23 protein-coding genes are annotated in these 24338 nt (G+C 72.7%); 12 read left to right on the top strand and 11 right to left on the bottom strand.

Annotated elements, in window-relative coordinates; all coding sequences use genetic code 11:
• Positions 1-36: 36 nt before the first annotated feature.
• Together GKS42_RS18065 and glgX are read right to left on the bottom strand one after the other, a co-directional pair.
• Entirely contained in the window at positions 37-1692 is a 1656-nt protein-coding gene (locus tag GKS42_RS18065; RefSeq protein WP_154795086.1) for an FAD-binding dehydrogenase, read from the bottom strand.
• A 101-nt stretch (positions 1693-1793) separates the two neighbouring features.
• Positions 1794-4016 carry a glycogen debranching protein GlgX gene (gene glgX, locus GKS42_RS18060; protein WP_154795085.1) on the bottom strand — a complete coding sequence of 741 codons (2223 nt, stop codon included), beginning with the start codon at positions 4014-4016 and terminating at the stop codon, positions 1794-1796.
• Between the two features lie 69 nt (positions 4017-4085).
• On the opposite strand from glgX, the gene GKS42_RS18055 reads away from it, so the two are divergent.
• The 3 genes from GKS42_RS18055 to GKS42_RS18045 are packed head-to-tail and all read left to right on the top strand — an operon-like array spanning position 4086 to position 6804.
• Entirely contained in the window at positions 4086-4865 is a 780-nt protein-coding gene (locus GKS42_RS18055; protein ID WP_154795084.1) for an electron transfer flavoprotein subunit beta/FixA family protein, read from the top strand.
• A gap of 14 nt (positions 4866-4879) precedes the next feature.
• Positions 4880-5890 (top strand): electron transfer flavoprotein subunit alpha/FixB family protein, encoded by a 1011-nt coding sequence (locus GKS42_RS18050; RefSeq protein ID WP_154795083.1) that lies wholly within the window; start codon positions 4880-4882, stop codon positions 5888-5890.
• On the top strand, positions 5887-6804 hold the full coding sequence (locus tag GKS42_RS18045; RefSeq protein WP_154795082.1) for a phosphotransferase family protein: 918 nt from the start codon (positions 5887-5889) through the stop codon (positions 6802-6804). Before GKS42_RS18050 ends, GKS42_RS18045 begins: the two co-directional genes overlap by 4 nt.
• Here the strand turns inward: GKS42_RS18045 and GKS42_RS26275 are convergent.
• Positions 6785-7720, bottom strand: coding sequence for an NAD(P)-dependent oxidoreductase (locus tag GKS42_RS26275; RefSeq protein ID WP_232847731.1), 936 nt, complete (start codon positions 7718-7720; stop codon positions 6785-6787). The genes GKS42_RS18045 and GKS42_RS26275 overlap by 20 nt on opposite strands.
• Positions 7717-8697, bottom strand: a complete 981-nt coding sequence (locus tag GKS42_RS26270) for an NAD(P)-dependent oxidoreductase (RefSeq protein WP_154795081.1) — start codon at positions 8695-8697, stop codon at positions 7717-7719. Before GKS42_RS26270 ends, GKS42_RS26275 begins: the two co-directional genes overlap by 4 nt.
• A gap of 66 nt (positions 8698-8763) precedes the next feature.
• Between GKS42_RS26270 and GKS42_RS18030 the strand changes: the two genes are divergently transcribed.
• Positions 8764-9171: a winged helix-turn-helix transcriptional regulator gene (locus tag GKS42_RS18030; protein ID WP_154795080.1), complete on the top strand. Its 408-nt coding sequence runs from the start codon at positions 8764-8766 to the stop codon at positions 9169-9171.
• A gap of 43 nt (positions 9172-9214) precedes the next feature.
• Here the strand turns inward: GKS42_RS18030 and GKS42_RS18025 are convergent, their stop codons facing one another.
• Entirely contained in the window at positions 9215-9721 is a 507-nt protein-coding gene (locus tag GKS42_RS18025) for a MarR family winged helix-turn-helix transcriptional regulator (protein WP_154795079.1), read from the bottom strand.
• 106 nt (positions 9722-9827) lie between these two features.
• On the opposite strand from GKS42_RS18025, the gene GKS42_RS18020 reads away from it, so the two are divergent.
• Positions 9828-10823, top strand: a complete 996-nt coding sequence (locus tag GKS42_RS18020) for an EamA family transporter (protein ID WP_210769212.1) — start codon at positions 9828-9830, stop codon at positions 10821-10823.
• Here GKS42_RS18020 and GKS42_RS18015 read toward each other — a convergent pair.
• Together GKS42_RS18015 and GKS42_RS18010 are read right to left on the bottom strand one after the other, a co-directional pair.
• Positions 10781-11440 (bottom strand): vWA domain-containing protein, encoded by a 660-nt coding sequence (locus GKS42_RS18015; RefSeq protein WP_154795078.1) that lies wholly within the window; start codon positions 11438-11440, stop codon positions 10781-10783. The two genes, GKS42_RS18020 and GKS42_RS18015, sit on opposite strands and share 43 nt — an antisense overlap.
• Before the next feature lie 89 nt (positions 11441-11529).
• Positions 11530-11919 (bottom strand): hypothetical protein, encoded by a 390-nt coding sequence (locus GKS42_RS18010; RefSeq protein WP_210769211.1) that lies wholly within the window; start codon positions 11917-11919, stop codon positions 11530-11532.
• A gap of 195 nt (positions 11920-12114) precedes the next feature.
• Here GKS42_RS18010 and GKS42_RS26610 point away from each other — a divergent pair, with 195 nt between their 5' ends.
• A complete protein-coding gene (locus GKS42_RS26610; RefSeq protein ID WP_154795077.1) occupies positions 12115-12963 on the top strand; it encodes a hypothetical protein in 849 nt (282 codons plus the stop codon).
• Positions 12964-13078: 115 nt separating this feature from the next.
• Positions 13079-14212 carry an NAD(P)-binding domain-containing protein gene (locus GKS42_RS26605; RefSeq protein WP_435529676.1) on the top strand — a complete coding sequence of 378 codons (1134 nt, stop codon included), beginning with the start codon at positions 13079-13081 and terminating at the stop codon, positions 14210-14212.
• Between the two features lie 6 nt (positions 14213-14218).
• Here GKS42_RS26605 and GKS42_RS17995 read toward each other — a convergent pair whose 3' ends face one another.
• From GKS42_RS17995 to GKS42_RS17985, 3 genes are read right to left on the bottom strand one after another with little or no spacing between them, the layout of a single operon-like run.
• On the bottom strand, positions 14219-16159 hold the full coding sequence (locus GKS42_RS17995) for an outer membrane protein assembly factor BamB family protein (protein ID WP_154795076.1): 1941 nt from the start codon (positions 16157-16159) through the stop codon (positions 14219-14221).
• Positions 16156-16308 (bottom strand): hypothetical protein, encoded by a 153-nt coding sequence (locus GKS42_RS17990; RefSeq protein WP_154795075.1) that lies wholly within the window; start codon positions 16306-16308, stop codon positions 16156-16158. Before GKS42_RS17990 ends, GKS42_RS17995 begins: the two co-directional genes overlap by 4 nt.
• Positions 16305-18032, bottom strand: coding sequence for a PQQ-binding-like beta-propeller repeat protein (locus GKS42_RS17985; protein WP_168217887.1), 1728 nt, complete (start codon positions 18030-18032; stop codon positions 16305-16307). The genes GKS42_RS17990 and GKS42_RS17985 overlap by 4 nt, the downstream gene beginning before the upstream one ends.
• Positions 18033-18260: 228 nt before the next feature.
• On the opposite strand from GKS42_RS17985, the gene GKS42_RS17980 reads away from it, so the two are divergent.
• Both GKS42_RS17980 and mnmA read left to right on the top strand, forming a co-directional pair.
• Positions 18261-19505, top strand: coding sequence for a cysteine desulfurase family protein (locus tag GKS42_RS17980; RefSeq protein WP_154795073.1), 1245 nt, complete (start codon positions 18261-18263; stop codon positions 19503-19505).
• Positions 19505-20626: a tRNA 2-thiouridine(34) synthase MnmA gene (mnmA, locus tag GKS42_RS17975; RefSeq protein WP_154795072.1), complete on the top strand. Its 1122-nt coding sequence runs from the start codon at positions 19505-19507 to the stop codon at positions 20624-20626. Before GKS42_RS17980 ends, mnmA begins: the two co-directional genes overlap by 1 nt.
• Positions 20627-20642: 16 nt before the next feature.
• On the opposite strand, the gene GKS42_RS17970 is transcribed toward mnmA, so the two are convergent.
• Positions 20643-21491: a UbiA family prenyltransferase gene (locus GKS42_RS17970; RefSeq protein WP_232847730.1), complete on the bottom strand. Its 849-nt coding sequence runs from the start codon at positions 21489-21491 to the stop codon at positions 20643-20645.
• A 79-nt stretch (positions 21492-21570) separates the two neighbouring features.
• Between GKS42_RS17970 and GKS42_RS17965 the strand changes: the two genes are divergently transcribed.
• The 3 genes from GKS42_RS17965 to GKS42_RS17955 are packed head-to-tail and all read left to right on the top strand — an operon-like array spanning position 21571 to position 24244.
• On the top strand, positions 21571-22650 hold the full coding sequence (locus tag GKS42_RS17965; RefSeq protein WP_154795070.1) for a type III polyketide synthase: 1080 nt from the start codon (positions 21571-21573) through the stop codon (positions 22648-22650).
• The gene (locus tag GKS42_RS17960) at positions 22647-23207 is read left to right on the top strand and encodes an isoprenylcysteine carboxyl methyltransferase family protein (protein ID WP_232847729.1); all 561 of its coding nucleotides are present in this window, start codon (positions 22647-22649) and stop codon (positions 23205-23207) included. The genes GKS42_RS17965 and GKS42_RS17960 overlap by 4 nt, the downstream gene beginning before the upstream one ends.
• Complete coding sequence (locus tag GKS42_RS17955; RefSeq protein ID WP_154795069.1) at positions 23204-24244, top strand: NAD(P)/FAD-dependent oxidoreductase; 1041 nt, start codon at positions 23204-23206, stop codon at positions 24242-24244. Before GKS42_RS17960 ends, GKS42_RS17955 begins: the two co-directional genes overlap by 4 nt.
• The last annotated feature ends 94 nt before the right edge of the window (positions 24245-24338 follow it).

Genomic DNA, 24338 nt, shown 5'->3' with positions numbered 1-24338 from the left:
GTCACCCGCATACCCTAATGCCGCCCGAGGCCCGGATCAGATCGCTCCGCCGGCCACCCGGCCGGAGAACAGACAGCCGCCGAGGAAGGTGCCCTCCAGGGCACGCTCGCCGTGCACACCGCCACCACCGAACCCGGCCGCCTCGCCGACCGCGTACAAGCCCGGCAGCACCTGGCCGTCCGGACGCAGCACCCGGGTCTCGGTGTCGGTGTGCAGCCCGCCGAGCGTCTTGCGGGTGAGCACGGACAGCCGCACCGCGAGCAGCGGCCCGTCCTTCGGCGTGGTCAGCGGTCGGGGCGGGCTGACCCGCATCCGCTTGTCCACCACGTAGGTGCGCGCATGGTTGATCGCCATGAGCTGCGGGTCCTTCCCGAGGCCGCTGCGCACCTGCGCGTCCCGCAGCTCGATCAGGCGGGCCAGGGCGCCGGCGTCGATCCGCTCGGACCCGGTGAGCGCGTTCATGCCCGCGGCCAGCTCGGCCGGGTTCGCTGCCCAGACGAACTCGGGGGACCGTTCGGCGAATGCCGCCACCGGCCCGACGGCGCCCGGCAGCACCCGCTGGGCGAGCAGCCGCACGTCCTTGCCGGTCAGATCCGGGTTCTGGTCCGAGCCGGAGAGCGCGAACTCGGTCTCCATGATCGTCTTGTTCAGCACGAACCAGGAGTGCGAGTCGCCGCGGCCGGTGATGTGCCGCAGCGCGCCGAGCGCGTCGTAGCCGGGAAACAGCGGCGCCGGCAGCCGTCCGCCGTCGGCGTCCAACCAGAGCGAGCTCGGGCCGGGCAGGATCCGGATGCCATGCCGGCCCCAGACGGGCGTGTGCATCGGCAGACCCTCCGGGTAGTGCCACATCCGGTCCGAGTGCACCACCGCGGCACCTGCGTCCTCCGCGGTGGCGAGCATCCACCCGTCGGTGGCGTCGGGCACGCCCGAGAGCATCTCGCTCGGAAGCCGGCCGGCGGATCCGGGCCAGGCGGCCCGGACCAGATCATGGTTCGCGCCGATGCCGCCGCTGGCGACCACGACGGCGTCCGCCGTCAGCTCCACCTCGCCGGTGGCAGCGCGCGAACTCGGCTCGCCCCGGCCGACCGTCGACGGCTCGAGCACCTCGGCACGAACCCCGGTCACCGCGCCGTCGGTCGTGACGAGGCCGGTGACCCGGTGCCGGAACCGGATCTGAAGGAGCCCGGCGTCCCGGGCCGCCCGGGCCGCCCGTAGGAACGGCGCGAGCACTCCCGGGCCGGTGCCCCAGGTGACGTGGAACCGGGGCACCGTGTTGCCGTGCCCGCCGGCGGGGTAGCCGCCGCGCTCGGCCCACTGCACCAGTGGGAACCAGCGCACGCCCTCGCCGTGCAGCCACGAGCGCATCGGCCCGGACGCGAACTCCACGTAGCGCTGCGCCCACGCGTAGCCCTGCGCGTCCGGCCCCTCGCCGCGCTCCGCGCCGGAGGTGAAGTTCGCGGACCCGAGCCAGTCCGAGAACGCCAGCTCGGCGCTGTCGTTCACCCCGAGCCTGCGCTGCTCCGGGCTGTCCACGAGGAGCAGGCCGCCGAACGACCAGAACGCCTGTCCGCCGAGGGAGGCGGCGGGTTCGGAGTCCAGCACGATGACGCGCCGGCCCCGGGCGGTCAGGCGGGTGGCGGTGACGAGGCCGGACAGGCCCGCGCCGATGACGATGACGTCCGTGTCGGTCATGTGGCTCAGCGTAGCCAGACGATCCGCCGGCGGCGGTACGGCCAAGGCCCGACGGCGGTGCCTGCGTCGCTGACCCGGCACGCGGGTCAGTGACGCAGCGTCTACGACTGCAGGTAGATGCGCATGCTCAGCTCGGGCACCTCGAGGGTGGTGCCGGCGGGCACGCTCGCCGTGGGCGGACGCTCGTCCGGGTGCTCCCAGGCCGAGTCCCAGACCAGCTCGTAGAACTCCGGTCCATCGCTGGAGAGGGTCACGTGGACCGGGTTCGCGGCACCGTTGATCACGGTCAGGGCGTCGCGCTCGTCGGCCCGCTCGCCGCCGCGGAACATCTGCAGCACCCGGCGGTTCACGTCGTGCCAGCGCTCCAGCGACATGGTCGCGCCGTGCTCGTCGAACCAGGCCAGCGCGGGTCGGGACCGGAACGCGTGCGGGTCGAACGGCCGGAACCGGGCCGGCCGCAGCACGCGGTTGCGCCGCCGCAGGGCGAGCAGGTGCTCGGTGGTCGCCTGCAGGTCCCGCTGCCAGGGCGCCAGGTCCCAGTCCACCCACACGGACTCGTCGTCGTGGCAGTAGGCGTTGTTGTTCCCCTGCTGGGTGCGCCCGAACTCGTCCCCGGCCGTGATCATCGGCGTGCCGGCCGAGACCATCATGGTGCCGAGGATGTTGCGGATGGTGCGCCGTCGGTGCGCCAGGATCTCCGGCTCGTCCGTCTCGCCCTCGACGCCGTGGTTCCAGGACCGGTTGTTGTCCGTCCCGTCCCGGTTGTCCTCGCCGTTGATCTCGTTGTGCTTGTGGTCGTAGGAGACCAGGTCCCGCAGCGTGAAGCCGTCGTGGGCGGTGACGAAGTTGAGGCTCGCGATGGGGCCACGTCCGCCCGGCACCGAGGAGTGGGCGAACATGTCCGCCGAGCCGGCGAGCCGGGTGGCCAGGTCCCGCAGGTCGTGGCCGTACCCGCCGTTGACCGCGGCCGCGGCGTCCGAGATCCAGAAGGTCCGGAGCACGTCCCGGTACCGGTCGTTCCACTCGGCGATCGGCGCCGCGAACTGCCCGGTGCGCCACCCGCCGGGGCCGAGGTCCCAGGGCTCGGCGATGAGCTTGCGCCCGCCGAGCACCGGGTCGCAGGCCAGCGCTACCAGGAACGGATGGTCGGCCAGGAACGTGGCGCCCTTGCGGCCCATGGTGGTGGCGAGGTCGAACCGGAACCCGTCCACCCCCACCTCCTGCACCCAGTACCGCAGCGAGTCCAGGGTCATCCGGACCACGTGCTGGTTGCGGAAGTCGAGCGAGTTGCCGCAGCCGGTGACGTCGAGGTAGTGACTGTGCCCGGCGCCGTCGTGCAGGTAGTACCCGGCGTTGTCCAGACCGCGCCAGGACAGCAGCGGACCGTCGGTGCCGCCCTCGCAGGTGTGGTTGTAGACGACGTCGAGGATGACCTCGAGCCCGGCCTCGTGCAGGAGCTTGACCATGCCCTTGACCTCGGCCAGCACCGCGGCCGGGCCGGCCGACTGCGCGGCCTGCGTGGCGTAGGACGGTTCCGGGGCGAAGTACCCGAGCGTGTTGTAGCCCCAGTAGTTCACGACGCCGCGCATGGTCAGCGCAGGCTCCGTCACCTTCGCGTGGATCGGGAGGAGCTCGACGGCGGTGACGCCCAGGTCACGCAGGTGCGCCACGGTCGCGGGGTGCGCCAGGCCCGCGTAGGTGCCACGCAGGTGCTCGGGCACCCCGGGCAGCCGGCGGGTCAGACCGCGCACGTGCGCCTCGTAGATGACCGTGCGGCCCCACGGGGTGTCGGGGTGCTGCACCGGCTCCTCGTCGAACGCGTCGTCGACGACGACGCCGTGCGGGACGTGCGCGGCGCTGTCGCGGGCGTCCCGCCCGTCCTGCCCCGGGACCGGGCGCAGGTAGTCGTCCACGATGTGCCCGTACACGGCCGGGACCAGGTCGAGCGAGCCCACGATCGCCCGGGCGTAGGGGTCGGTGAGCAGCTTGTGCGGGTTGTGGAACTGGCCGTGGGCCGGGTCCCAGGGGCCGTGCACGCGCAGTCCGTACCGCTGGCCCTGGCCGACCTCGGGGATGTGTCCGTGCCAGCGGCCGTGCTCACCGACGAGCAGCCGGAACCGCCGCTCGGTGGCCGCCTCGCCCTCGCCGTCCAGCAGGCAGAACTCGACGGCGGTCGCCTGCGGAGCGTGCACGACCGTGTCCACCCCGCCGGGCACGAGGTGGGTGCCGTACCGGTCCTGGTGCCGAGCGCTCCCGATGACCCGTTCCACACCGATCAGCCGGGGGGTGGCGGTGGTGGGCGGGTCGGTCTCGGTGAACAACATCAGGTGGTCGATCCGTCGGAGGGCGGCCGCGATTGCCAGGGAGGGGCCCCGCAGTGGCAGGCTGTGACTATGCGAATCGTAGTCTGTGTCAAACACGTCCCGGACCTGCAATCCACGCGCGGCTTCACCGCCGAGCGCCGGGTGATTCGTAGCGCCGACGACGGAACCATGAACGAGGTGGACGAGAACGCCGTCGAGGCGGCGCTCGCGCTCGTGGCCGCAGCCGGTGACGGTGAGCACGAGATCATCGCGCTCACCCTCGGCCCGGACGTCGCCGCGGACGCCGTGCGCCGCGCCCTGCAGATGGGCGCCGACCGTGGCGTCCGGATCACCGACGACGCGCTGGCCGGTGCGGACTACTTCGGCACCGCCACGGCGCTCGCGGCTGCCATCCGGCGCATCGGTGACGTGGACGTGGTCCTCACCGGCATGGCGGCGCTGGACGGGCTCGGCGCGGTGGTGCCGTCCCTGCTCGCGGCTGCCCTCAACCTGCCGCAGCTGACGGTGGTGCAGGAACTGACCTACTCGGGTGGCGCACTCACCGCGAGGCGCGAACTCGACGGCGTCACCGAGACCCTGCGCGCGACGTTGCCGGCGGTGGTGGCCGTGACGGACCTCGCGAACACCCCGCGGTTCCCGAAGTTCAAGGACATCATGGCGGCCCGGGCCAAGGAGATCGAGGTGTTCGGCGCCGCCGAGCTCGGCCTCGCCGACGCCGCCTCGACCGCCCGCACCGAGGTGGTCCGGGCCGAGCCGCGGCCGCCCCGGCCGGAGCCGGAGATCGTCACCGACTCCGGTGCCGGCGGCCGTGCGCTCGCCGACTACCTGATCAGCAACAACCTCATCTGAGAGTGGTGACCCCCGTGACCGAGACCGCCGTCCGGACCGTCCTCGTACTGGTCGAGAACACAGCCGACGCAGCCTTGCGCTCACCCGCGCTGGAGGCACTCACGCTCGCCCGGACGCTGGGCGAGGTGGTCGCGCTGACCCTGACCGAGCCGAACCGGCGGGCGCTGGACCAGCTCGCCGAAGCCGGCGTCGACCGGGTGCTGCAGGCCGACCTTGGCGACGCCCCGCGCGAGATCCCCGTGGTGGCGGCCGCCGCCGTGGCCGCCGCCGTCGAGCACGTGCGGGCCGCCCTGGTGCTGCTGACGTCCTCGTTCGTGAACAAGGAGATCGCCGCGCACACGGCGTGGCGGACCGGCGCCGGCCTACTCATCGACGTGACGTCGCTCGCCGACGACGGTGGCCGCCTGGTCGGCGGCAAGCGGGTGTTCGCCGGCACCTGGGACACCGAGTGCGCGATCACCACCGACCGTGCCGTGGTGACGCTGCGCCCGAACGCGCTTGCGGCGGAGCCAGCCGCCGCACCGGGCGCGGCCGTCGTCGAGCGGCTGCCCGTGAGCGCCGCGGCACCGGCCGGACTGGAACTCCTCGACCGGGTGGTGCACGAGGTCTCCGCGGACGCGAGCGGGGTGGTCCGGCCGGCGCTCGCCGAGGCGGCCATCGTCGTCGCCGGTGGCCGGGGAACCGCCGGTGACTTCGGGCCCGTCGAGGACCTCGCCGACGCCCTCGGCGCCGCGATCGGGACCACCCGGGACGCCGTCGACGAGGGCTGGATCGGGCACGACGCCCAGGTCGGCCAGACCGGTGTGACCATCGCCCCGCGCGTCTACATCGGCGCCGGCATCTCCGGCGCGCCGCACCACCACGGCGGCATGCAGGCCGCCCGCACGATCATCGCGGTGAACACCGACTCCGAGGCACCGCTCGTGGAGATCAGCGACTTCGCGGTGATCGGGGACCTGCACGAGATCCTGCCCGCCGCCGCGGCCGCCATCCGCTCCCGCCGCGACGCTGCCGCGCTCTCGTGAGCCGGACGCGGCTCGCCTGGGCCGACCTGCCCGACGACGTCCGCTCGCTGGTCTCCGAGCGCACCGGCGAGGTGGTCACCGCGCGCAGCCATGAGGGCGGGTACAGCCCCGGCATGGCCGCCACGCTGGTCACGGCCGATGGTGGGCGGGTGTTCGTGAAGGCGGTCGCCACGAGCTTCCACGAGCGCAGCGCCGAGCTGTACCGGCAGGAGGCGGCGGTGGCTGCCGTCCTGCCGCCTGAGGTGCCGGCGCCCCGGCTGCGCTGGACGTTCGACGACGGCGAGTGGATCGCCCTCGGTTATGACGCCGCGGACGGCCCGGGGCCGGAGCTGCCGTGGCGTCCGGACGAGTTGCGCGAGGCGCTGGAGCTGCTCGCCACGCTCGGCCGGGTGAGCGCCCCTCGGGTGGAGCTGATCACCCCGCTGAACGAGGCGGACACGTTCGGGGAGTGGCGTCGGCTGCTGGAGTCGGGCGAGCCGCTGGCCGGCTGGGATCCGTGGGTGGCGGCGAACCTCGAGCCGTTGGCCGCGTCCGCGGACGGCTGGCGCGAGGCGGTGGCCGGTGACGCCCTGGTGCACGGTGACCTGCGCGCGGACAACATGATCCGATCCGGTGGCCGGCTGCTCGCCGTCGACTGGCCCTACGCAGCCTCGGGTGCCGCGTGGGTGGACCTGGTGCTGATGCTGCCGAGCGTCGGGCTCGAGGGTGGCGGCGAGCCCGAGGAGATCTGGCGGGCACACCCGCTGAGCCTCGGGGCCGATCCGGACGCGGTCACCGCGGTGGTGGCGGCCGTGACGGGGTTCTTCGTGCACGGCTCCCTGCAGCAGCCGCCACCGGGGATCCCCCACCTGCGCGCGTTCCAGCGCGCCCAGGGGGAGATCGCCCTCGCCTGGCTCAGGGCGCGGCTGCGGTGAGCTCGGCTCCGCGGATCACCTCGATCAGCGAGGTCCAGTTGTCGGCGCCGTGGCCGGCCCGGATGGCGCGCCGGTAGAGCGAGGCCACGGCGTCGGGCAGGACGAGGTCCAGGCCGGCGGCGGCCGAGGTGGCGACGATGTGATCGGCGGTGGCGCCCATCATGGTGGTCGTGGCGAGGTCGCCCGGATGGGAACGTGCGTCCAGCGCGGTCCCGAGCGCGTCACCGTCCTCGATCATCGCGGGAATGCCGGTGAGCGTCTCCAGGGCCTGCGGTACGAACTCGGCGGCGCTGATGCCGCCGCTGCCGGCGAGCGCGGTCGCGTGCAGGAGGCCGGCCAACGCCGTCAGGAAGACGTCCAGCTGTGCCTGATAAAGGAGTTGGGCGAGCCCCGGGTCCTCGCCGAGATACCGTGGCTCGCCGATCACGGACAGGGTGGCCGAGTGCGCCTCGAACTCGGGGCGTGGTCCGCTGTAGTAGACGTAGGCACCCTCCGCGCCGATGGTCGGCGGGGGCGTCATCACGCCGCCGGTCAGGAACCGGGCGCCGTGGCCGTTGGCCCAGGCCGCGGCGTCTCGGGTGCGTTCCGGGGTGTCCGAACTGAGGTTCACGAGCAGTCGTCCGCGCAGTGCGTCGGTGTGGCCGCCGAGGATGTCGTACATCGCCTGGTAGTCGGTGAGGCTGAGGATCACCAGCCCACTGCTCCCGACGGCGGAGCCCGGGTCCGGTGCCATCCTCGCCCCGGCCGTGACGAGGGTGTCCGCCCGTGCCGGTGTCCGGTTCCAGACGGTCACCGGATGGCCGGCCGCGAGCAGGGCGTGGCCCATTGCCTGGCCCATCGGGCCGAGGCCGAGCACGGTGACGGGAGCCGTGGTGGCGGGCCGACGGGGTGTACTGGTCTCGGTTCGGGCGGTCACGGTGCACTCGATTCGGTGGTGAGCGGGTGGGCGATGCTCTCGTAGATGCGGGAGAAGTCCTCGTCGCCGAAGCCCGCGTCGCGCTGGCGCATGATCAGGTCCTGCACCATCTGCACCACCGCCGGGCTGATGCCGGCCTCGGTGCTGGCCCGCACGAGTTTGCCGAGGTCGGAGAACTCCAGGCTCTGCCGTTCGGGCGCGTCGTACCGCCGGCTGTCGATGGTCTCGGCGAAGGCCGGGAAGGTCTCGGTCATCGCGGCCAGGAAGGGCTGGGCCCGAGTGACGAACGAGCTCGCGCTGACACCCACGGAGCCGACCATCGCCATGCCGTGCAGCAGTCCTGCGGACATGACGTACATGCCGGACAGGAGCGCAAGGTCCTCCAGTGAGGCCAGGCCGGCATCTCCGCCGAAGTAGGTGGCCTTGCCCCAGCTGCGCAGGAGCTGTTCGTGCCGTTCGAACACCTCGGGTGCCCCGCTGTAGAGGATCGACGAACCGTCCTGCCCGATCATGGCCGGCACGGCCATGATGCCGCCGTCGAGATAGTGGATGCCGCGGGTCGAGGACCAGGCCGCGAGCTCGCGGGCCTCCTCGGGCGTCGTGGTGGTGAGGTTGATGAGGTCGATGCCGGTGCGGTGGTCGACGAGCGGGTCGAGCACTTCGTGCACCGAGGCGTGATCGAACAGGCAGACGATCACCACGTCGGCGGTGGAGATCGCCTCGGCCGGCGAGCCGGCCACGATCGCGCCCGCGGCACGCAGCGGGTCGGCCCGGCCACTGGTCCGGTTCCAGACGGTGGTCCGGTGCCCGGCGGCGAGCAGCGTGCTGGCCAGCACGCTGCCCATCACACCGAGTCCCAGGACGCTCACCCGCGCTTGCGCGGGGGAGTCGGGGGTGGTGGAGGAGTCGGACGCCGCGGTGATCGGCGTCGTGGATATGGTCGATGCGGATGGCGGCGGGGCAGTTGTGGGAGTCATCTCGTCGAGCCTGCGCGAGCGCGCACCACCACACAAGTACCCACTTCATAGTGCGATACTCACCATATGGTAAGTATCGAGGTCACAGCCCAGAACGAGTCCGTTGAGACGGCGCCGCCCGGCCCACGGCAGGGGCCCTACCTCTGCGGCATCGACGCCGCCATGGACGTGATCACCGGCAAGTGGAAGTCGCTCATCCTGTGGGAGCTCGACAACGGCACCCGGAGATTCTCCGCGCTCAAGCGTGGCCTGCCCGGGGTGAGCGAGAAGATGCTCGTCCAGCACCTGCGGGAGATGGAGGTGGACGGGCTGGTGCATCGCGAGGTGTACCGGGAGGTACCGCCGCGCGTGGAGTACTCCCTGACCGAGGCCGGCGTCGCGCTGAACGCCGCTCTCGCGCCACTGGGCGCGTGGGGCACGGATCGGATCAACCGGATCGGTGCACCGATGGTCGCGCCGCACACCGCGGTCTAGCCGCACGACGAGTTCCGCCTCACCCGGAGGAACGGTCAGGGGGTCAGGCCGGCGGTGCCTGGTCGCCGTGGGCGAGCAGGAGGGTGCGCAACAGGTTCGCCAGCTGCTCGCGTTCGGGGGCCCCGAGGGCGGCGAGCAGACGCTCCTCGTTCGCGACGTGATCGGCAAGGGCGGCGTCCAGTACGGTGCGCCCCTTCGGTGTGAGGGTGACCAGGATGGCGCGGCGATTGGCCTCGTCCACGTCGCGGCGCACCAGATCCTTGGCGACCAGACGGTCCAGGCGATTGGTGATCGCCCCGGAGGTCCTCATTGCCGCGCGGGCCAACGCCACCGCGGTCAGGCCGGTGCCCTCCGGGTCCGCTCGCCGCAGCGTGGCGAGCAGATCGAACTCGCCGGGCTGCAGACCGTGAGCATCGAAGACCTCTTGCAGGCTGCCTTCGAGCAGTCGGGTCAATCGGGACAGGCGGCCGATCACCCCCATGGCGGAGACGTCGAGATCGGGCCGCACCACGCTCCACTGGTGCAGGCGGGCATCCACGGCGTCTTGCACGGCATCTCCTTGACGTTGAACTGTTTGACGTTGAATTGTTTGACGAACCGACTCCGGTCATCCTACAGTGCTTCACGTTGAATAGTTCAACGTTGAGGAGATTGCGATGCGACGCCTGTCCATGACCATGGCCACGGCCCTCGCCCCGCTCGTCTGGGGCACGACCTACCTGGTGACGACCGAGTTCCTGCCACCGGATGCGCCACTCTTCGCCGCCCTCATGCGCGCCCTGCCTGCTGGCCTGCTGGCCGTGGCGCTCTCCCGCACCCTGCCCCGAGGCTCCTGGTGGTGGCGCGCCGCGGTGCTCGGCGTCCTGAACATCGGCGCATTCTTCCCGCTGCTGTTCGTGGCGGCCTATCGGCTGCCCGGAGGCCTCGCCGCCACCCTCGGCGCCGGCCAGCCGTTGATCGTGGCCGTGCTCGCGGTCGTCCTGCTCGGCCAGGCCTGGTCCGCCTGGCGGCTCGGCTGGGGCGTGGTCGGAATCGTGGGGGTGGCGCTGGTGGTGCTGCGCGCGGACGCCGTACCGGACCTGCTCGGAGTCGCGGCCGGACTCGCCGGAGCCGCCTCCATGGGGCTCGGCGTCACGTTGACGAAGCGTTGGGGCAGGCCGGCCGGGGCGCTCGCGTTCGCCGGCTGGCAGCTCACTGCCGGCGGGTTGGCACTGCTCCCGCTGACGCTGATCGTTGAGGGCGTGCCGACCGGCATCGACGCGACCGCCGTGGCGGGCTACGTGTGGCTGGGACTTGTGGGCGGCCTGCTCGCGTACACACTGTGGTTCACCGGGATCGGGCGGATCCCGGTGACATCGGCCGCGATGCTCGCGCTGCTCTCCCCGGTCGTTGCCGCGGCGCTGGGTGCGCTGGTCCTGGGGGAGCGGTTCGAACCCGCACAGCTCCTCGGGTTCGCGCTGGCGCTCAGTGCGATCGTCGCCGGGCAGTTGCGAACCGGCTCCGCGGTGTCGCGATCGGCGCCCGGACCACAGGACGTCCCGACGGAGCGTCGCGTGACCGAGCCCCTGGCCGCGGCCGGCGACTCGGTGGCCCAAGCCGCGTCGAGTGCTCAGCCGTCCTCGCCCACCTCGGCGCGCTCCGCCTCGGTGTAGCCGTGCGCGGCACGCGCGGCCGGTGCGGCCATGCCTGCGGCCATGGCGGCGCGCACCCCGGCGACCTTCCTGCTGGTCATGCGCATCGCCGCGTCGACCTTGGTCGAGGAGTAGGTGACCGCCAGGCCCGGGTCCACGCCAAGCCCGGTGCCGACCTCGATCGCGTCCTGGTTGGCGCCCATGTACAGGAACTGCCAGCCGTAGCGGTCGGTCTGCTCGCCGATCATCGCCTTGATCTGGGCGCGGCTGAACTCCTTCGAGGCGTTCTCGAGGCCGTCGGTCATGATGCCGACGATCACGGTGCCCGGCCGCTCCGCCTCGGGCAGGGCGGCGAGCCGGGCGCCGGTGGCGTTGATGAGGCGTCCGATGGCATCGAGCATGGCCGTGCTTCCGCGCGGGACCAGCTCGAGGGAGGGCACGTCGGCGATCGGTCGATCCGCATAGACCTCCTGGTACTCGTTGTCGAACTGGGCCAGGGAGACCGTGCACCGGCCCGGCTCGCCACGCTGCTCGGCGATGAACGCGTCGAAGCCTCCGACGGTGTCGGACTTGATGGACTGCATCGAGCCGGAGCGGTCGAGCAGGAACGCGATGTGGGTGAAGTTCTGGTCGGTCATGACGGGTCCCTTCGTCGGTGGGGGTGGTATCGGTGGCTGGTGTCGGGTGGTTGCGGTCGGCGCCGGTGGCGGCCCGGGTCGGGTGCGGCTCAATCGGGGCGGCGCGGCCGGAACCGCATGGGCTCGCGGTCGGCCTCGGGGGCGGGGGAGTAGTCGCCGCGCTCCACGTCATACCGGGCCCGCTCGACGCCCCGGGCGGAGACCCGCCCGCTGGCGTCGCGGTACGAGGCGAGCGCGGCCGTGCGGCCAAGGCGGGGCGGGACCGCGTTCTCGGACAGGCCGGCCATCGCGCCGGCCGCACGTAGTGAGGTGCCCTCCTCGAGGACGGCCATCGCCATCGCCTCGTCGACGGCGTCGGCGAGATGCCCGACGGCGGCACGCAGGTGGGGCAGGGAGCCGGCCGCCGACGAGGGGTCGCACGCGTCGAGCTCGGCGCGTGCCTGCTCGAGTGCGGTCTGCAGGCGGTTCTCGGTGGACACGGCGACCTCCGGGTGATTACGGCTCGTGGGGACGTATCCAGTCTGCCGCAGTTACTGCGGATACGCAATAGATGCGCCGCTGCGGTTCGAGTGGATCCGCGCGGTAGAGGTGGGCCTCTCGCGCGCCGCAGCCACGGCGGTGTGGCCGCCGGAATTGCTGCTGCAATCGTCCCGCGGACCACCCACAATGGTCCGATGTCGCTCGCACCCACGGTCCCGGACGTCGAGGATTTCCGTGCCCTGGCGCGGTCCTCGCCGTGGCGCTGGCGCACCGTGACACTCACAGCGCGCTGGACCGGGCTGTACTCCGATGGGCCCGTCCGCGCCTGGATGGAGCGCCCGAACCGGATCCGGGTCGAGACCCTTGACGGCCGGGAGCTCCTCGACGAGAGGCAGGTCGTCGGGTCGTCCAATGGCTTCCTGATCGCGTTCGATGCGGAGGCTCTCGCGCGGGAACCCGAGCTCGCCGATCCCGCCCACCGCGCGAGGACTGCCGGCGAGCGGTACCGCGAGCAGCAGTCCCGCCGCCTGGCCGAGACGGTCATCGACGGCGCAGGTCTCGTCCGGCGACGCCGCACCGACCGCTTCGACCACGACGCGCCGATGTACCAGAACTACCACTGGGTCGCGATGCTCGATCCGATCGAACTCACCGACGGGCAGCACGACCAGGACGATCCCGACGCCCTCGCGGCACTGGTGGCCGGCGAGGTGGTGCCGGGCACCGCGATCGAGGAGGTCCGTGCCGTCGAGCACGAGGGCCGCCCCGCTTGGGAGGCCGTGCTCCGCACCACCCCTGCCTACGACCCGCGATGCTCCTGTTGCGCCCTGCTCCCGAACGAGACGACCGATCTCGCCGACAACTGGCGCAAGCGCGAGGGCGACTACGCCGACGCCTACCGGGTGCGCCTGGACGTCGGCACCGGGATCTGCGTGTTCACCGAAGAACTGGGCGGTGAGCGTGCCGGTGCCGGGCACTGCGTCCGGATCGAGTCGGCCGGGCAGACCTGGGGTCCGGAAGATCCGCCGTGGCGGACTGGTTGAGACGGACGTGACCACCGACCTGACCCGCGAGCATCCAGGAGTCGCCGGCCGCTCGGTCGCTACCCGACCCGAGACCGCGGCGACCGCGCAGCCCACGCACGCTCCGCCGTCGACCATCGATGAGGGCGCGTTCGATGCGGCCCAGCCGCTGCCGAGCAGCGCCGACGTCGTCGTGATCGGCGCCGGTCAGGCCGGGCTGTCCGCCGCGTACCACCTGCGCCGTCGCGGACTCACCCCCGCGACGGCGACGCCGACCGCTGACGGCGACCGGCCGCCGTCGGGCACGTTCGTGGTGCTCGACGGCGAGGCGGGGCCGGGCGGTGCCTGGCGGCACCGGTGGCGCACCCTGCGGATGGCCACGGTGAACAAGGTGCACGACCTGCCCGGGCGGGAGCTGCCCGAGGTGGACCCGTGCGCGCCGTCGCGGGAGGTGGTGCCCTCCTACTACGGGGACTACGAGCGCGACTTCGACCTGCCGATCCTGCGGCCGGTGCACGTGCACCGGGTCGCCCGCACCGACGACGACCCGCGCGGCCGGCTGCTCGCGTCGACCGACCGCGGCGGGGTGTCCGCCCGGGTCGTGATCAACGCGACCGGGACCTGGACGAAGCCGTTCTGGCCGATCTACCCCGGCCAGGAGACGTTCCGGGGCCGCCAGCTCCACACCGCCGACTACGTGAGCGCCGACGAGTTCGCCGGCCGGCACGTGATCGTCGTCGGCGGCGGCATCTCGGCGGTGCAGTTGCTGGAGGAGATCTCCCACGTCGCCGCCACCACCTGGGTGACCCGCCGGGAGCCGGTCTGGCGCGACGACGAGTTCGACCCCGACGCCGGGCGAAGGGCCGTCGCGCTCGTCGAGGAGCGGGTCCGAGCGGGCCTGCCGCCGCGCAGCGTGGTCAGCGTGACCGGTCTGATCTGGACCCCGACACTGCGCGCCGCCGCCGAGCGCGGGGTCATGGACCGCAGGCCCATGTTCACCGAGATCACCCCGACCGGCGTGCGCTGGGCGGACGGCTCCGAACAGCGTGCCGACGCCATCCTCTGGGCCACCGGGTTCCGTTCGCAGCTGGACCACCTGGCCCCGCTGCGCCTGCGCGGCCATGGCGGCGGCATCGAGATGGCCGGCACCCAGGTGGCGGCCGAACCGCGCCTGCATCTGGTCGGCTACGGCCCGTCGGCATCCACGATCGGTGCGAACCGGGCCGGCCGCGAGGCGGTCAGCGGCGCCCTGGCGTTCCTCGGCGGCTGAGTCCGCTCACGCCTCCGGGAGCTCGAGCAGCGCGAACCCGCTGTAGCTGAACGAGACGGGCCGGCCGTCGACGAGGTGGATGTCGCCGTTGGTGTCCCGGGACCAGAGCATCTCCCCGGTGCCGAGGTCCAGGCCGAAGGAGATGTAGCCGGTGACGATCGCGACGTCCTCGACGACGACGACGTCCGTGATGGAGTTCATGTTCCGGATCTGCGTGATCCAGCGCGTCGACCCGCCGTCCTCGCTCAGCAGTACGAGCTCGGACTCGGTGTTGAAGAAGGGGTACTGCGCGGTGCCGGAGAGGTTCGTGGACTGCGGCAGCGAGTACTCGAGCAGGGGGTCGCCCACGCCGCCGCGGTCCCAGTCGGTGGCCCGCACGACGCCCGGGGTGCCGGTGTTCACCAGCGCCGGGGCCGGCAGGAACGCCGACCCCTCCAGACGGATCTGCTCGGAGTGCCACAGCTCGGTGCCGTCGGCCGCGAAGCGGGTGGTCCCGTCGATCGAGTCACACGCGAAGGTGTCCTCGACCACGGCGAGCTCGTAGCACTGGCGGGGGGTCAGCTCGCCGGTGAGCGGGTCGATGTGGAGCGTCACGGAGGAGGCCCACAGCAACGTGTTCGCGCCCACGTCCCGCCAGATCGGCAGATACGGGACCACCCGGATTCGGCCGGTGGAGTCGTCCTCCCGGAACAGGTCCTCGGTGTCCGGCAGGTCGGCCAGGTCATGGGACCAGGTCAGCGTGCCGTCGGCGACCGAGAGCAGGTTCAGCGTCGTGAACTCCCCAGGGGAGCCCTCTGTGATGACGAGCAGCCCGGCCGAACTCAGGTGCACGTTCCACGGCTGGCCGATATCGGCCACCGGGTGCGTGGCGATGATCGCTCCGTCGTCCATCGAGAACAGGGTGATCGCCCATCCGTCGTCGTCTGTGCGACCCAGGCAGACGAGTCCCTGGGCATCCGTGAGACGTTCCGCGCACAGGCCGCCGGGCAGCGGCGCGTCCCAGAGCAGGGCCCCGGTCTCGGGGTCGAACGCGACCACGTCCGCGGCCACGACGTCGGCGTCGTCCGCGACACTGATGGTGGCGTCGTTGACGATGGCGGCCCAGGCGTCGTCGCCGGGGATCAGGTACGGGGCGCGGTACTCGAACCAGTCGGCGGAGTTCACCGGCAGGAACTCCGACGCCCCGGGCAGGAGCGTGTCCGCGGTCACCTCCCAGCGGGTGTCGAACGGGTCGGCGTCGCCCTCGATGTCCGGGCGGCTGTCGAACGCCCCGGACGGGCCGCCGGCGAGCCGGAAAACGATCAGCAGGGCGATCCCGATGACGCCCACGGCCGACGCGACCGCGATGAAGCGGCGGGTCCGGCGCTGGTTCCGTCTGCGGACGACAGGGTGGACGCGATCGGTGCGGGGCGGCATCCGGACCACGACCGGTTCGGTGGCCGCGGGTGTGACCGGCCGGGTCGGCGCACCGGCGGCGGGTGGTGCGACGCGAGTCACCTCGATCCGCTTCGGCTCGATCCGGCCGAGCGCCACCCGGGTGTCCTCGGCCGGGCCGGTGGTCACCGTCGAGGGGTCGATGCCGGTGGAGCCCGCCGCGGCCCAGGGCTGCACGGTCGACGGCGGATCGACCGTGACGGGGTCGGTGGCGGTTTCGGAGGGGTCGCCGAGCCCGACGTAGGGGTTCGCGGGGGCGTTGTAGTTCGGCGGCTGGTAGCCGGACGTGCCGTAGGCGGGTGGCGAGTAGTCCGTGGTCCCGTACGAGGGCGTGTAGCCCGTCGTGCCGTAGGAGGGTGTGTAGCCGGTGCTGCCGGGCGCTTCGTCGTCCTCCGACGCAGTGGCCGGGTCATCGGCGTCGGTGCCCGCCGGGGCCTCACCGAAGCGGGCCCCGCCCTGGAACCGTGCGCTGCCGCGGAACTCGTCGTCGCCGTCGTCGGTCTGGTCGGTCACGAGACCTCCACCGGCGCGATGCCCCCGGTCACGATCGGGTAGGCGGCGCGAGCCGGTGATCCAGCGGTGGTGAGTGCATGCATCACGCTGACATTCTCCCGGTCCGCGGCGATCCCGCCGACCACCGCGGCGTGGTTCACGGTGCTCACGGCAGCTCCAACAGCGCGATGCCCTCGAACCCGATCGTGGCGACCCGGTCGCCGACCACCTGCCGGTAGATCCCGGTGTCCACCCGTGCGGTCCAGAGTTCGTCGCCCGTGAGTGGATCGAACCCGACCTGGTCGAAGCCGTCGAGCACGAGCAGGTCCCCGACCACGTACACGTCACCGATGTAGCCGCCGTCCTCCGGCTCCCACGTCCAGGCGAGCGTGTCGGAGTCCGGTGCCAGCGCGATCATGGACGCGCCGCCGGCAACGACCAGATGCTCCGGGCTGCCGGAGCTGCTGAGCGGGCTGACACCGGGCACGAAGCCGCCCGACGACGGCGCCAGGGTGGCCACGGTGTTGGTGACCGTGCCGGTGTCCCAGTCGACGCCGACGATGGCGTGGTTCGACTCGTCGTAGGCGACCGGCCGGCCCGGCGAGATGTCCGACGGGTGGGTCAGGGTCAGGCCAGGCAGCGTCCACACCACCTTGCCGTCGAGGTCGTGCCGGGTGATGCCGGCGTCGGTGACGCAGTAGTAGGCCGAGCCTGCGACAGTGGCGCGGCGGCACTCGTGGGCGAACACGGTTCCGGTGGCGGGGTCGATGATCGCGGCGCCCGGCGTGGACCACAGCATGATCAGGCCGCCGTCGAGCTGGCGCCAGCGCGGTCGCTCCAGGGTCGCCTCGGCGTCGTCGGAGTCCGAGTTGCCCAGGTCGCTGGCCAGGAAGTCGCTGAACAGCGACTCGCCGCCGGGGATGTCGGCGAGGTCCACGCTCCAGGCCGTGGCGCCCTCCCGGGTGAGCAAGCTGATCCGCGCGTGCGGGGCCTGTGGCCCGTTGTCCCCGACCACGATCAGCCCGGCGGCGGTGTGGTGCACGGTCGCGGCACTGGTCAGGTCGGTCGCCCAGGTGAGCCGGATCTCCCCGGTGGCCGCGTCGATCACGTGCCCCTGCCAGGCGCCGCCGTCGCGGCTGACGCACATGATCACGGCGTCGAGTTCGGCGTCGCCGCAGAGCACCCCGGGCAGGTCGTGCTCCCAGAGCGGCGCCCCGGTGGCCGGGTCGAGTCCGGCGACCGCGAACGGCGCGCTGCCGGCGTCGTCGAGGGTCACGATCCACGCGCTCTCACCACCGATGAAGGACGGGCCGGTGAACGCACCGTCGACGCCGATGCCGAGCTGGGTGTCGGCGCCGACGCCGGGGGAGAGGTCCTGCGGCGTCGCGAGCCAGGTCTCGGTCAGGTGGTCCGTGGTCGCCGGCGGGTCGGGCGTGGGCTCCGAGCCGCTCGTCCGGCCCAGCGCCACGACGAAGGCGACGATCAGGCCGACGACGAGCACCATGACCGCACCGACGATCACGGCGGCGACGAGGCAGCCAGTGCGCCCGGTGGAGCGGGTGCTCGGTGGGACGTAACCGCCCGGCTGCAGGTAGGGCGAGCCGTGCGCTTGGGCGGGGTCCATGCCGTACGGGGATGGGTTCGCGCCGCCGCCGCTGCCGACCGTGGGTTGATCCCAGGGCGCCGGCCCGCCACCGAAGGGGTCGGGGGAGCCGGCAGCCGGCGTCGGCCCCGAGCCACCCGCCCCGGCACCCGCATACGGATCGGGCGCCGCCGCGCCGTACGGGGAGGGTGCGCCACCGTAGTTCTCACCGACGCCGTAGCCCGGCCCGCCACCCGAACCCGACCCGGCGCCCGAGGAGGTCTGCCTGCCCGGATCGTTCGTCTCGCTCACGCCGCCCCCTGCTCGTCGATCCCGCCGCCCTCGGTGCTCGGGCACGTGCCCAGAGCGTATGGGCTCGCACGGACGGCGCCGCACCGGGGCCCGTGCAGAACTGCCCATCGGCCTCGGGTCCGACCTCGCGCATGCGGCGAGCGGGCGGCCCGGGAGCGGCACGGCACTCCGCCGCCGTCCGAACCCGCCCACGGAGGCCCCGCGCCGCGGAACGTAGACTGGTGGACCGTGACCACGCCTCCCGTCTACCTCGACCACGCCGCCACGACCCCCGTGCGCCCGGAGGTGGCGGCCGCCTTCGCCGAGGCCGCCCTCGAACTGGGCAACCCCTCCTCGCTGCACGCTCGCGGCCGCGCCGCCCGGCGTGTGGTCGAGGAGTCCCGGGAGTCCATCGCGGCCGACCTCGGCGCCCACCCGACCGAGGTGATCTTCACCGCGGGCGGCTCCGAGGCGGACAACCTCGCTGTCAAGGGCGCGTGGTTCGCGACGACCGAAGCGCGACCGGAGGCGACCGGGGTGGCGATCTCCGCCGTCGAACATCATGCGGTGCTCGACGCGGCGCACTGGCTCGCCGAACGCGAGGGCGCGCACCTGACCGTGCTCGCGGTGGGACCCGACGGCGTCATCCGCCTCGACGAGGTCGCCCACCTTCTCCAGGTGGCCGGCCCGCGCACAGCGGTGATCTCCGTGATGTGGGCGAACAACGAGGTCGGTTCGATCCAGCCGGTCGCCGAGGTGGCTGCGCTCGCGGCCGCGCACGGGGTGCCGGTGCACTCCGACGCCGTCCAGGCCGTCGGGCACGTCCCGATCGACTTCGCGGCGAGCGGGCTTGCCGCGCTCGCGCTGTCCGGGCACAAGCTCGGTGCTCCGATCGGGGTCGGCGCCCTCCTGGCCCGGCGTGACCTGACCATGACGCCGGTGCTGCACGGTGGCGGGCAGGAGCGCGGCGTGCGTTCGGGCACCGTCAACACCCCGGGGATCCGCGCGCTCGCGGTCGCGGTGCGGGCCGCCGTCGCCGACCTGACCGAGGAGACCGCCCGGCTGACGGCCCTGCGGGACCGGCTCGTGGCCGGCGTGCTCGAGGCGGTGCCGGGCGCCACCCTGCGCGGCACCCCGTCGGGTGAGCGCCGGCTGCCCGGCAACGCGCACTTCACCATCGAGGGCACCGACGCGGATGCGCTGCTGTTCGGGCTGGACATGGTCGGGGTCTGTGCCTCGTCCGGGTCCGCGTGCCAGGCCGGCGTCCAGCAGCCCTCGCACGTGCTGGCCGCGATGGGTGACGACGACGAGCGCGCCCGCTCCGCCGTGCGCCTCACCCTCGGGCACACGTCCACCGACTCGGACGTGGACACGCTGCTCGCGGTCCTGCCCGACGTGGTCGAGCGGGCCCGAGCGGCGCACGCCCCGCGTCGGACCCCGACGGCGGCACCCACCGCCGCGGCGACCGGCACCATGACCGGGGGGAGCCGCTGATGCGCGTCCTGGCCGCGCTGTCCGGCGGCGTGGACTCCGCCGTCGCCGCCGCTCGTGCCGTGGACGCCGGGCACGACGTCGTCGGTGTGCACATGGCGCTGTCCCGGTCCCGCGCCCAGCACCGCAACGGCTCCCGCGGGTGCTGCTCCATCGAGGATGCCTCCGACGCCCGCCGTGCCGCCGACGTGCTCGGCATCCCGTACTACGTGTGGGACCTGTCCGAGGAGTTCGAGGACACCGTGGTCGCGGACTTCCTGTCCGAGTACTCGGCCGGCCGCACCCCGAACCCGTGCGTGCGCTGCAACGAGCACATCAAGTTCTCCGCCCTGTTGGACCGCGGACTCGCGCTGGGCTTCGACGCCGTCGCGACCGGGCATTACGCCCGGATCGCCGAGGGACCGGGCGGGGTGCGCGAGCTGCACCGCGCCGCTGACCCGCTCAAGGACCAGTCCTACGTGCTCGCGGTGATGGGGTCCGAGCGGCTGGGCAGGTCGATCTTCCCGCTCGGGGACGCCCCGTCGAAGGACGACGTGCGCGCCGAGGCCGCCCGCCGCGGGCTGAGCGTGTCGGCCAAGCCGGACTCCTACGACATCTGCTTCGTGGCCGACGGCGACACCCGGGGCTTCCTACGTTCTCGCCTCGGCGCGCAGCCGGGTGAGGTCGTCGACACCGACGGGCAGGTGGTCGGCAGCCACGAGGGGTCCTACGGCTTCACCGTCGGACAGCGCAAGGGCCTGGGCATCGGCGCCCCGGCGGCGGACGGCAAGCCCCGCTACGTGCTCGAGGTGGACTCGACGGCGAACCGGGTCGTCGTCGGACCGAGCGAGCTGCTGTCCGTCACCGAGATCGCCGCCGGGGACGTGGTGTGGCTCGCCGACGACGTCGACCCGGCCGACTGGACCGACGTGACCGTGCAGGTGCGCGCGCACGGCGACCCGGTGCCGGCCCGGGTCCGTGTCGACGGCGCAGGCCTGGCCACCCGGCTGGGCACGCCGCTGCGGGGCATCGCACCCGGGCAGTCGATCGTCGTCTACGACGGCACCCGGGTGCTCGGCCAGGCGAGCATCTCGGCGGCCGGACGCGGCGCCCTCGACCGGGTGGAGCAGGCGGCCCGGTCCTAGGACCTTGCTCCGAGCATCACCCGGGCACCGCGACTTCGGGTGCGGCCAGCACGAGCAGCACGACGCAGACCGCAGCCACCGCCATGCTCAGCGCGAACGGCAGCCGGCTGCGCGTCCGGCTCCTGGCCACGACCCCGGCGGAGGCGGCCAGGACGAGGGCGATGATGCCTCCGATCCAGACGGCCGGTCCGGGTGGTCGGTCGGGTCCCAGGACGACGATGACCGTCGCCAGCATGAGCACCATCGGCGCCAGCAGACTCGCCGCGGCTCGCCCGACCCGGTGCGGCAGGCCGCGGATACCGGTTCGGCGGTCGTCCTCCAGATCGGGCAGCGTGTTCGCCACGTGCGCGCCGACACCGAGCAAGGACGTCGCGATGACCGCCCACGGGGCGGTCGATGCGCCAGGGATTGAGGCCAGCACGACGAAGACGGGCAGCAGGCCGAACGAGACGGCGTAGGGCACCCAGGAGAGCAGGGTGGCCTTGAGGACGAGGTTGTACGACCACGCACTGGCCACCGCGGCCAGGTGCACCGCGCCGGCGACCCAGCCTGTGGCCAAGGACAGGACGACACACGCGGACACCGCCAGCAGCGCGGCGCGGCGAAGGGTCCTGACCGACACCAGGCCCGCGACGACGGGCTTGTCATCACGGGCGACCGCGGTGTCGCGCTCGGCATCGATCCAGTCATTGGACCATCCGACCGAGAGCTGCCCGGTGAGCACGGCCAGGGTGACCAGGACGGCCCGTGCTGGATCCGCCCCGACACCGACGGCGAACGCCGCGGCGAGCAGGGTCACGACCACAGTCGGGCCCGGATGGCTGGCGGAGCCCAGTCCACGGGCGATGCGGGTCCAAGACCTCACGCGTTCTCCTCCGTAGAGCCGGCTCGGTGCGGCGTCGGTTGGTGGTGCCGACGAGTGAACTGCGTGACACGATGCCACGATGTCGCGCCTCGTTGCCGTCGGTCCCGCGCTTCCCGGTCGCGCGCACCCCCAGCAGGAGATCATCGACACGATCGGTCCGCTGCTCACCAGTGACCCGGTGCGGCGTGCCGCGCTGACCCGGCTGCAGCGCTCCAGTGGGGTTCGCACCCGACACTTGGCGCTCCCGCTCGAGCAGTACGCCGAACTGACATCGTTCGGCCGCGCCAACGATCTGTTCATCTCCGAGGGCACGACGCTCGCCGAGGAGGCGTGCCGGACGGCGCTGAGCCGCGCCGGGATCGCGGCCGCCGACGTCGACTTCCTCCTGTTCACATCGGTCACCGGCATCTCGGCACCGTCCATCGATGCCGCGCTGGTCGGCCGGCTCGGGCTGCGCAACGACGTCCGGCGGATGCCGTCGTTCGGTCTGGGCTGCGTGGCCGGGGCCGCCGGGATCGCGCGTGTGCATGACTACCTGGCCGGTCACCCGGACCACGTCGCCCTGTTGGTGTCGGTCGAGTTGTGCTCGCTCACGTTCCAGCGGGGCGACGACTCGACGGCGAACCTCGTCTCGAGCGCTCTCTTCGGGGATGGTGCCGCCGCCGTGGTGCTGACAGGGCAGAACCACCCGGCCGGTCGGGTCGGTCAGGGTGGGCCGGACGTGCTGGGCAGTCGCAGCTGCCTCTACCCGGATACCGCGGACGACCTCGGCTGGCACATCAAGGACACCGGCTTCGCCATCATGCTCTCCGCCGGGCTGCCGCAGGTGATCTCCGAGAATCTCGCCGGCGACGTGTCGATCCTGCTCGCCGAGCACTCGCTCGCCCGTGAGGATGTGACCACGTGGATCGTGCACGCGGGTGGGCCGCGCATCTTCGACGCGGTCGCCGCCGCGCTCGACCTGCACGAGGGTGACCTGCAGGTGAGCCGCTCGTCGCTCGCGGCGGTCGGTAACCTGTCCTCCTCGTCGGTGCTGCACGTCTTGGACGAGACACTCAAACTGGATCGTCCCGCTCCCGGCTCCTACGGGGTGCTGTTGGCGTTCGGGCCGGGCGTGTGCGCGGAACTGGTGCTGTTGCGGTGGGGGGTGCCGGAGTGAGCCCGGCGTTCATCCTGTTCGTCGTGGTGGTCGCCGCGACAGCCCTGGAAAGACTCCTGGAGTTGGTTGTCTCGGCCCGGCACGCGAGCTGGGCGTTCGGTCGCGGCGGGGTGGAGAGCGGTCGCGGCCACTTCCCGGCCATGGTCGCCCTGCACACCGGGTTGCTGATCGCGTGCGTGGCCGAGGTGTGGTTCGCGGACCGTCCGTTCCTGCCGGCCCTCGGGTGGACGGCACTGGTGGCGGTGCTGGCGAGCCAGGCTCTGCGCTGGTGGTGCATCGCCACGCTGGGCGAGCGGTGGAACACCCGAATCATCGTCGTGCCCGGGCTTCCACTCGTCGTCGTCGGGCCATACCGCTGGCTGCGTCACCCGAACTACGTGGCGGTGGTCGTGGAGGGCCTTGCGCTCCCGCTGATCCACACCGCGTGGGTCACAGCCGCGGTCTTCACCGTGCTCAATGCGTTGCTGCTGCTGGGGTTCCGGATCCCGGCCGAGGAAAGAGCGCTCGCCGGCGCGACCCGGACAGACGGAGCGGCGACGGGGCGAGCGGGTCCGTGAGCGAGCCGGGAACCCGCACGGAGATCCTCGTCGTCGGGGGTGGGCCAGTCGGACTTGCCACCGCGATCGAGGCCCGGCTCGCCGGCCGCGAGGTCGTCGTGGTGGAGCCACGTAGCGGCCCCGTCGACAAGGCGTGCGGCGAGGGTCTGATGCCCGGCGCCCTGGCCGGGCTGCGCCGACTCGGAGTCGATCCGGCCGGGCATCCTCTGACCGGGATCAGCTACCGGGACAGCCACCGGCATGTCGACCACCTCTTCGTGACCGGTCCCGGTCGGGGCGTTCGACGGACCACCCTGCACGCAGACCTGTACGCCCGCTGCATCGAACTCGGTGCGACGCATGTTCGGGCCCGGGTCGATCGGATCGCCCAGTCGCCCGACGGCGTACGGGCGGCCGGCATCGAGGCGCGGTTCCTGATCGCGTGCGACGGCCTGCACTCGACCGCCCGGCGCGCGTCGGGACTGGCAGTCGTGTCCCGAGGACGGCGAGACCGCCGCCGGTTCGGACTGCGCCGGCACTTCAGGGTGGAGGCTTGGACCGACCTCGTCGAGGTGCACTGGGGCGCCGGTGTGGAGGCGTACGTGACGCCCGTCGCCGATGACGTCGTAGGAGTGGCGTTGCTCGGCCCGGCGGGCATCGACTACACCGCCGCGCTCGCCACGTTCCCCGAGGTCTGGGAGCGGGTGCGCGAGGCGGAGCCGCTCGGTCCGGTTCGCGGCGCGGGCCCGCTGCGGCAGCGCTCCCGTCGCCGGGCCCTGGGCCGGATCCGGCTCGTCGGTGACGCGTCCGGCTATGTCGACGCGCTGACCGGTGAGGGCCTGCGCGTGGGCTTCGCCCAGGCACGCGCGGCCGTGGCCACGCTCGACGACGACCCACGAGCCTATGAACGTGCCTGGACCGAGGCCACCCGTGACTACCGTGTCCTGACCAGCGGCCTCGTGGGCTTGGCCACCTCACCCGCGCGGGCCGCGATCATGCCGGCGGCCGCGGGACTCCCGTGGTTGTACGGAGCGATCGTGGAGCGGCTCGCTCGCTAGCCGTGCTTCCCCGTGACGTTGTGTGCGCGGGCAGAGTGTTCACGCCAAGGTCACCTGCAATCTGGGCGATCGGCTTCCCCAGTCTCCTCGACGA

The sequence above is a fragment of the Occultella kanbiaonis genome (assembly GCF_009708215.1).
GTDB classification, from domain to species: Bacteria; Actinomycetota; Actinomycetes; order Actinomycetales; family Beutenbergiaceae; genus Occultella; species Occultella kanbiaonis.
This window is presented reverse-complemented; position numbering and strand designations above follow the sequence as displayed.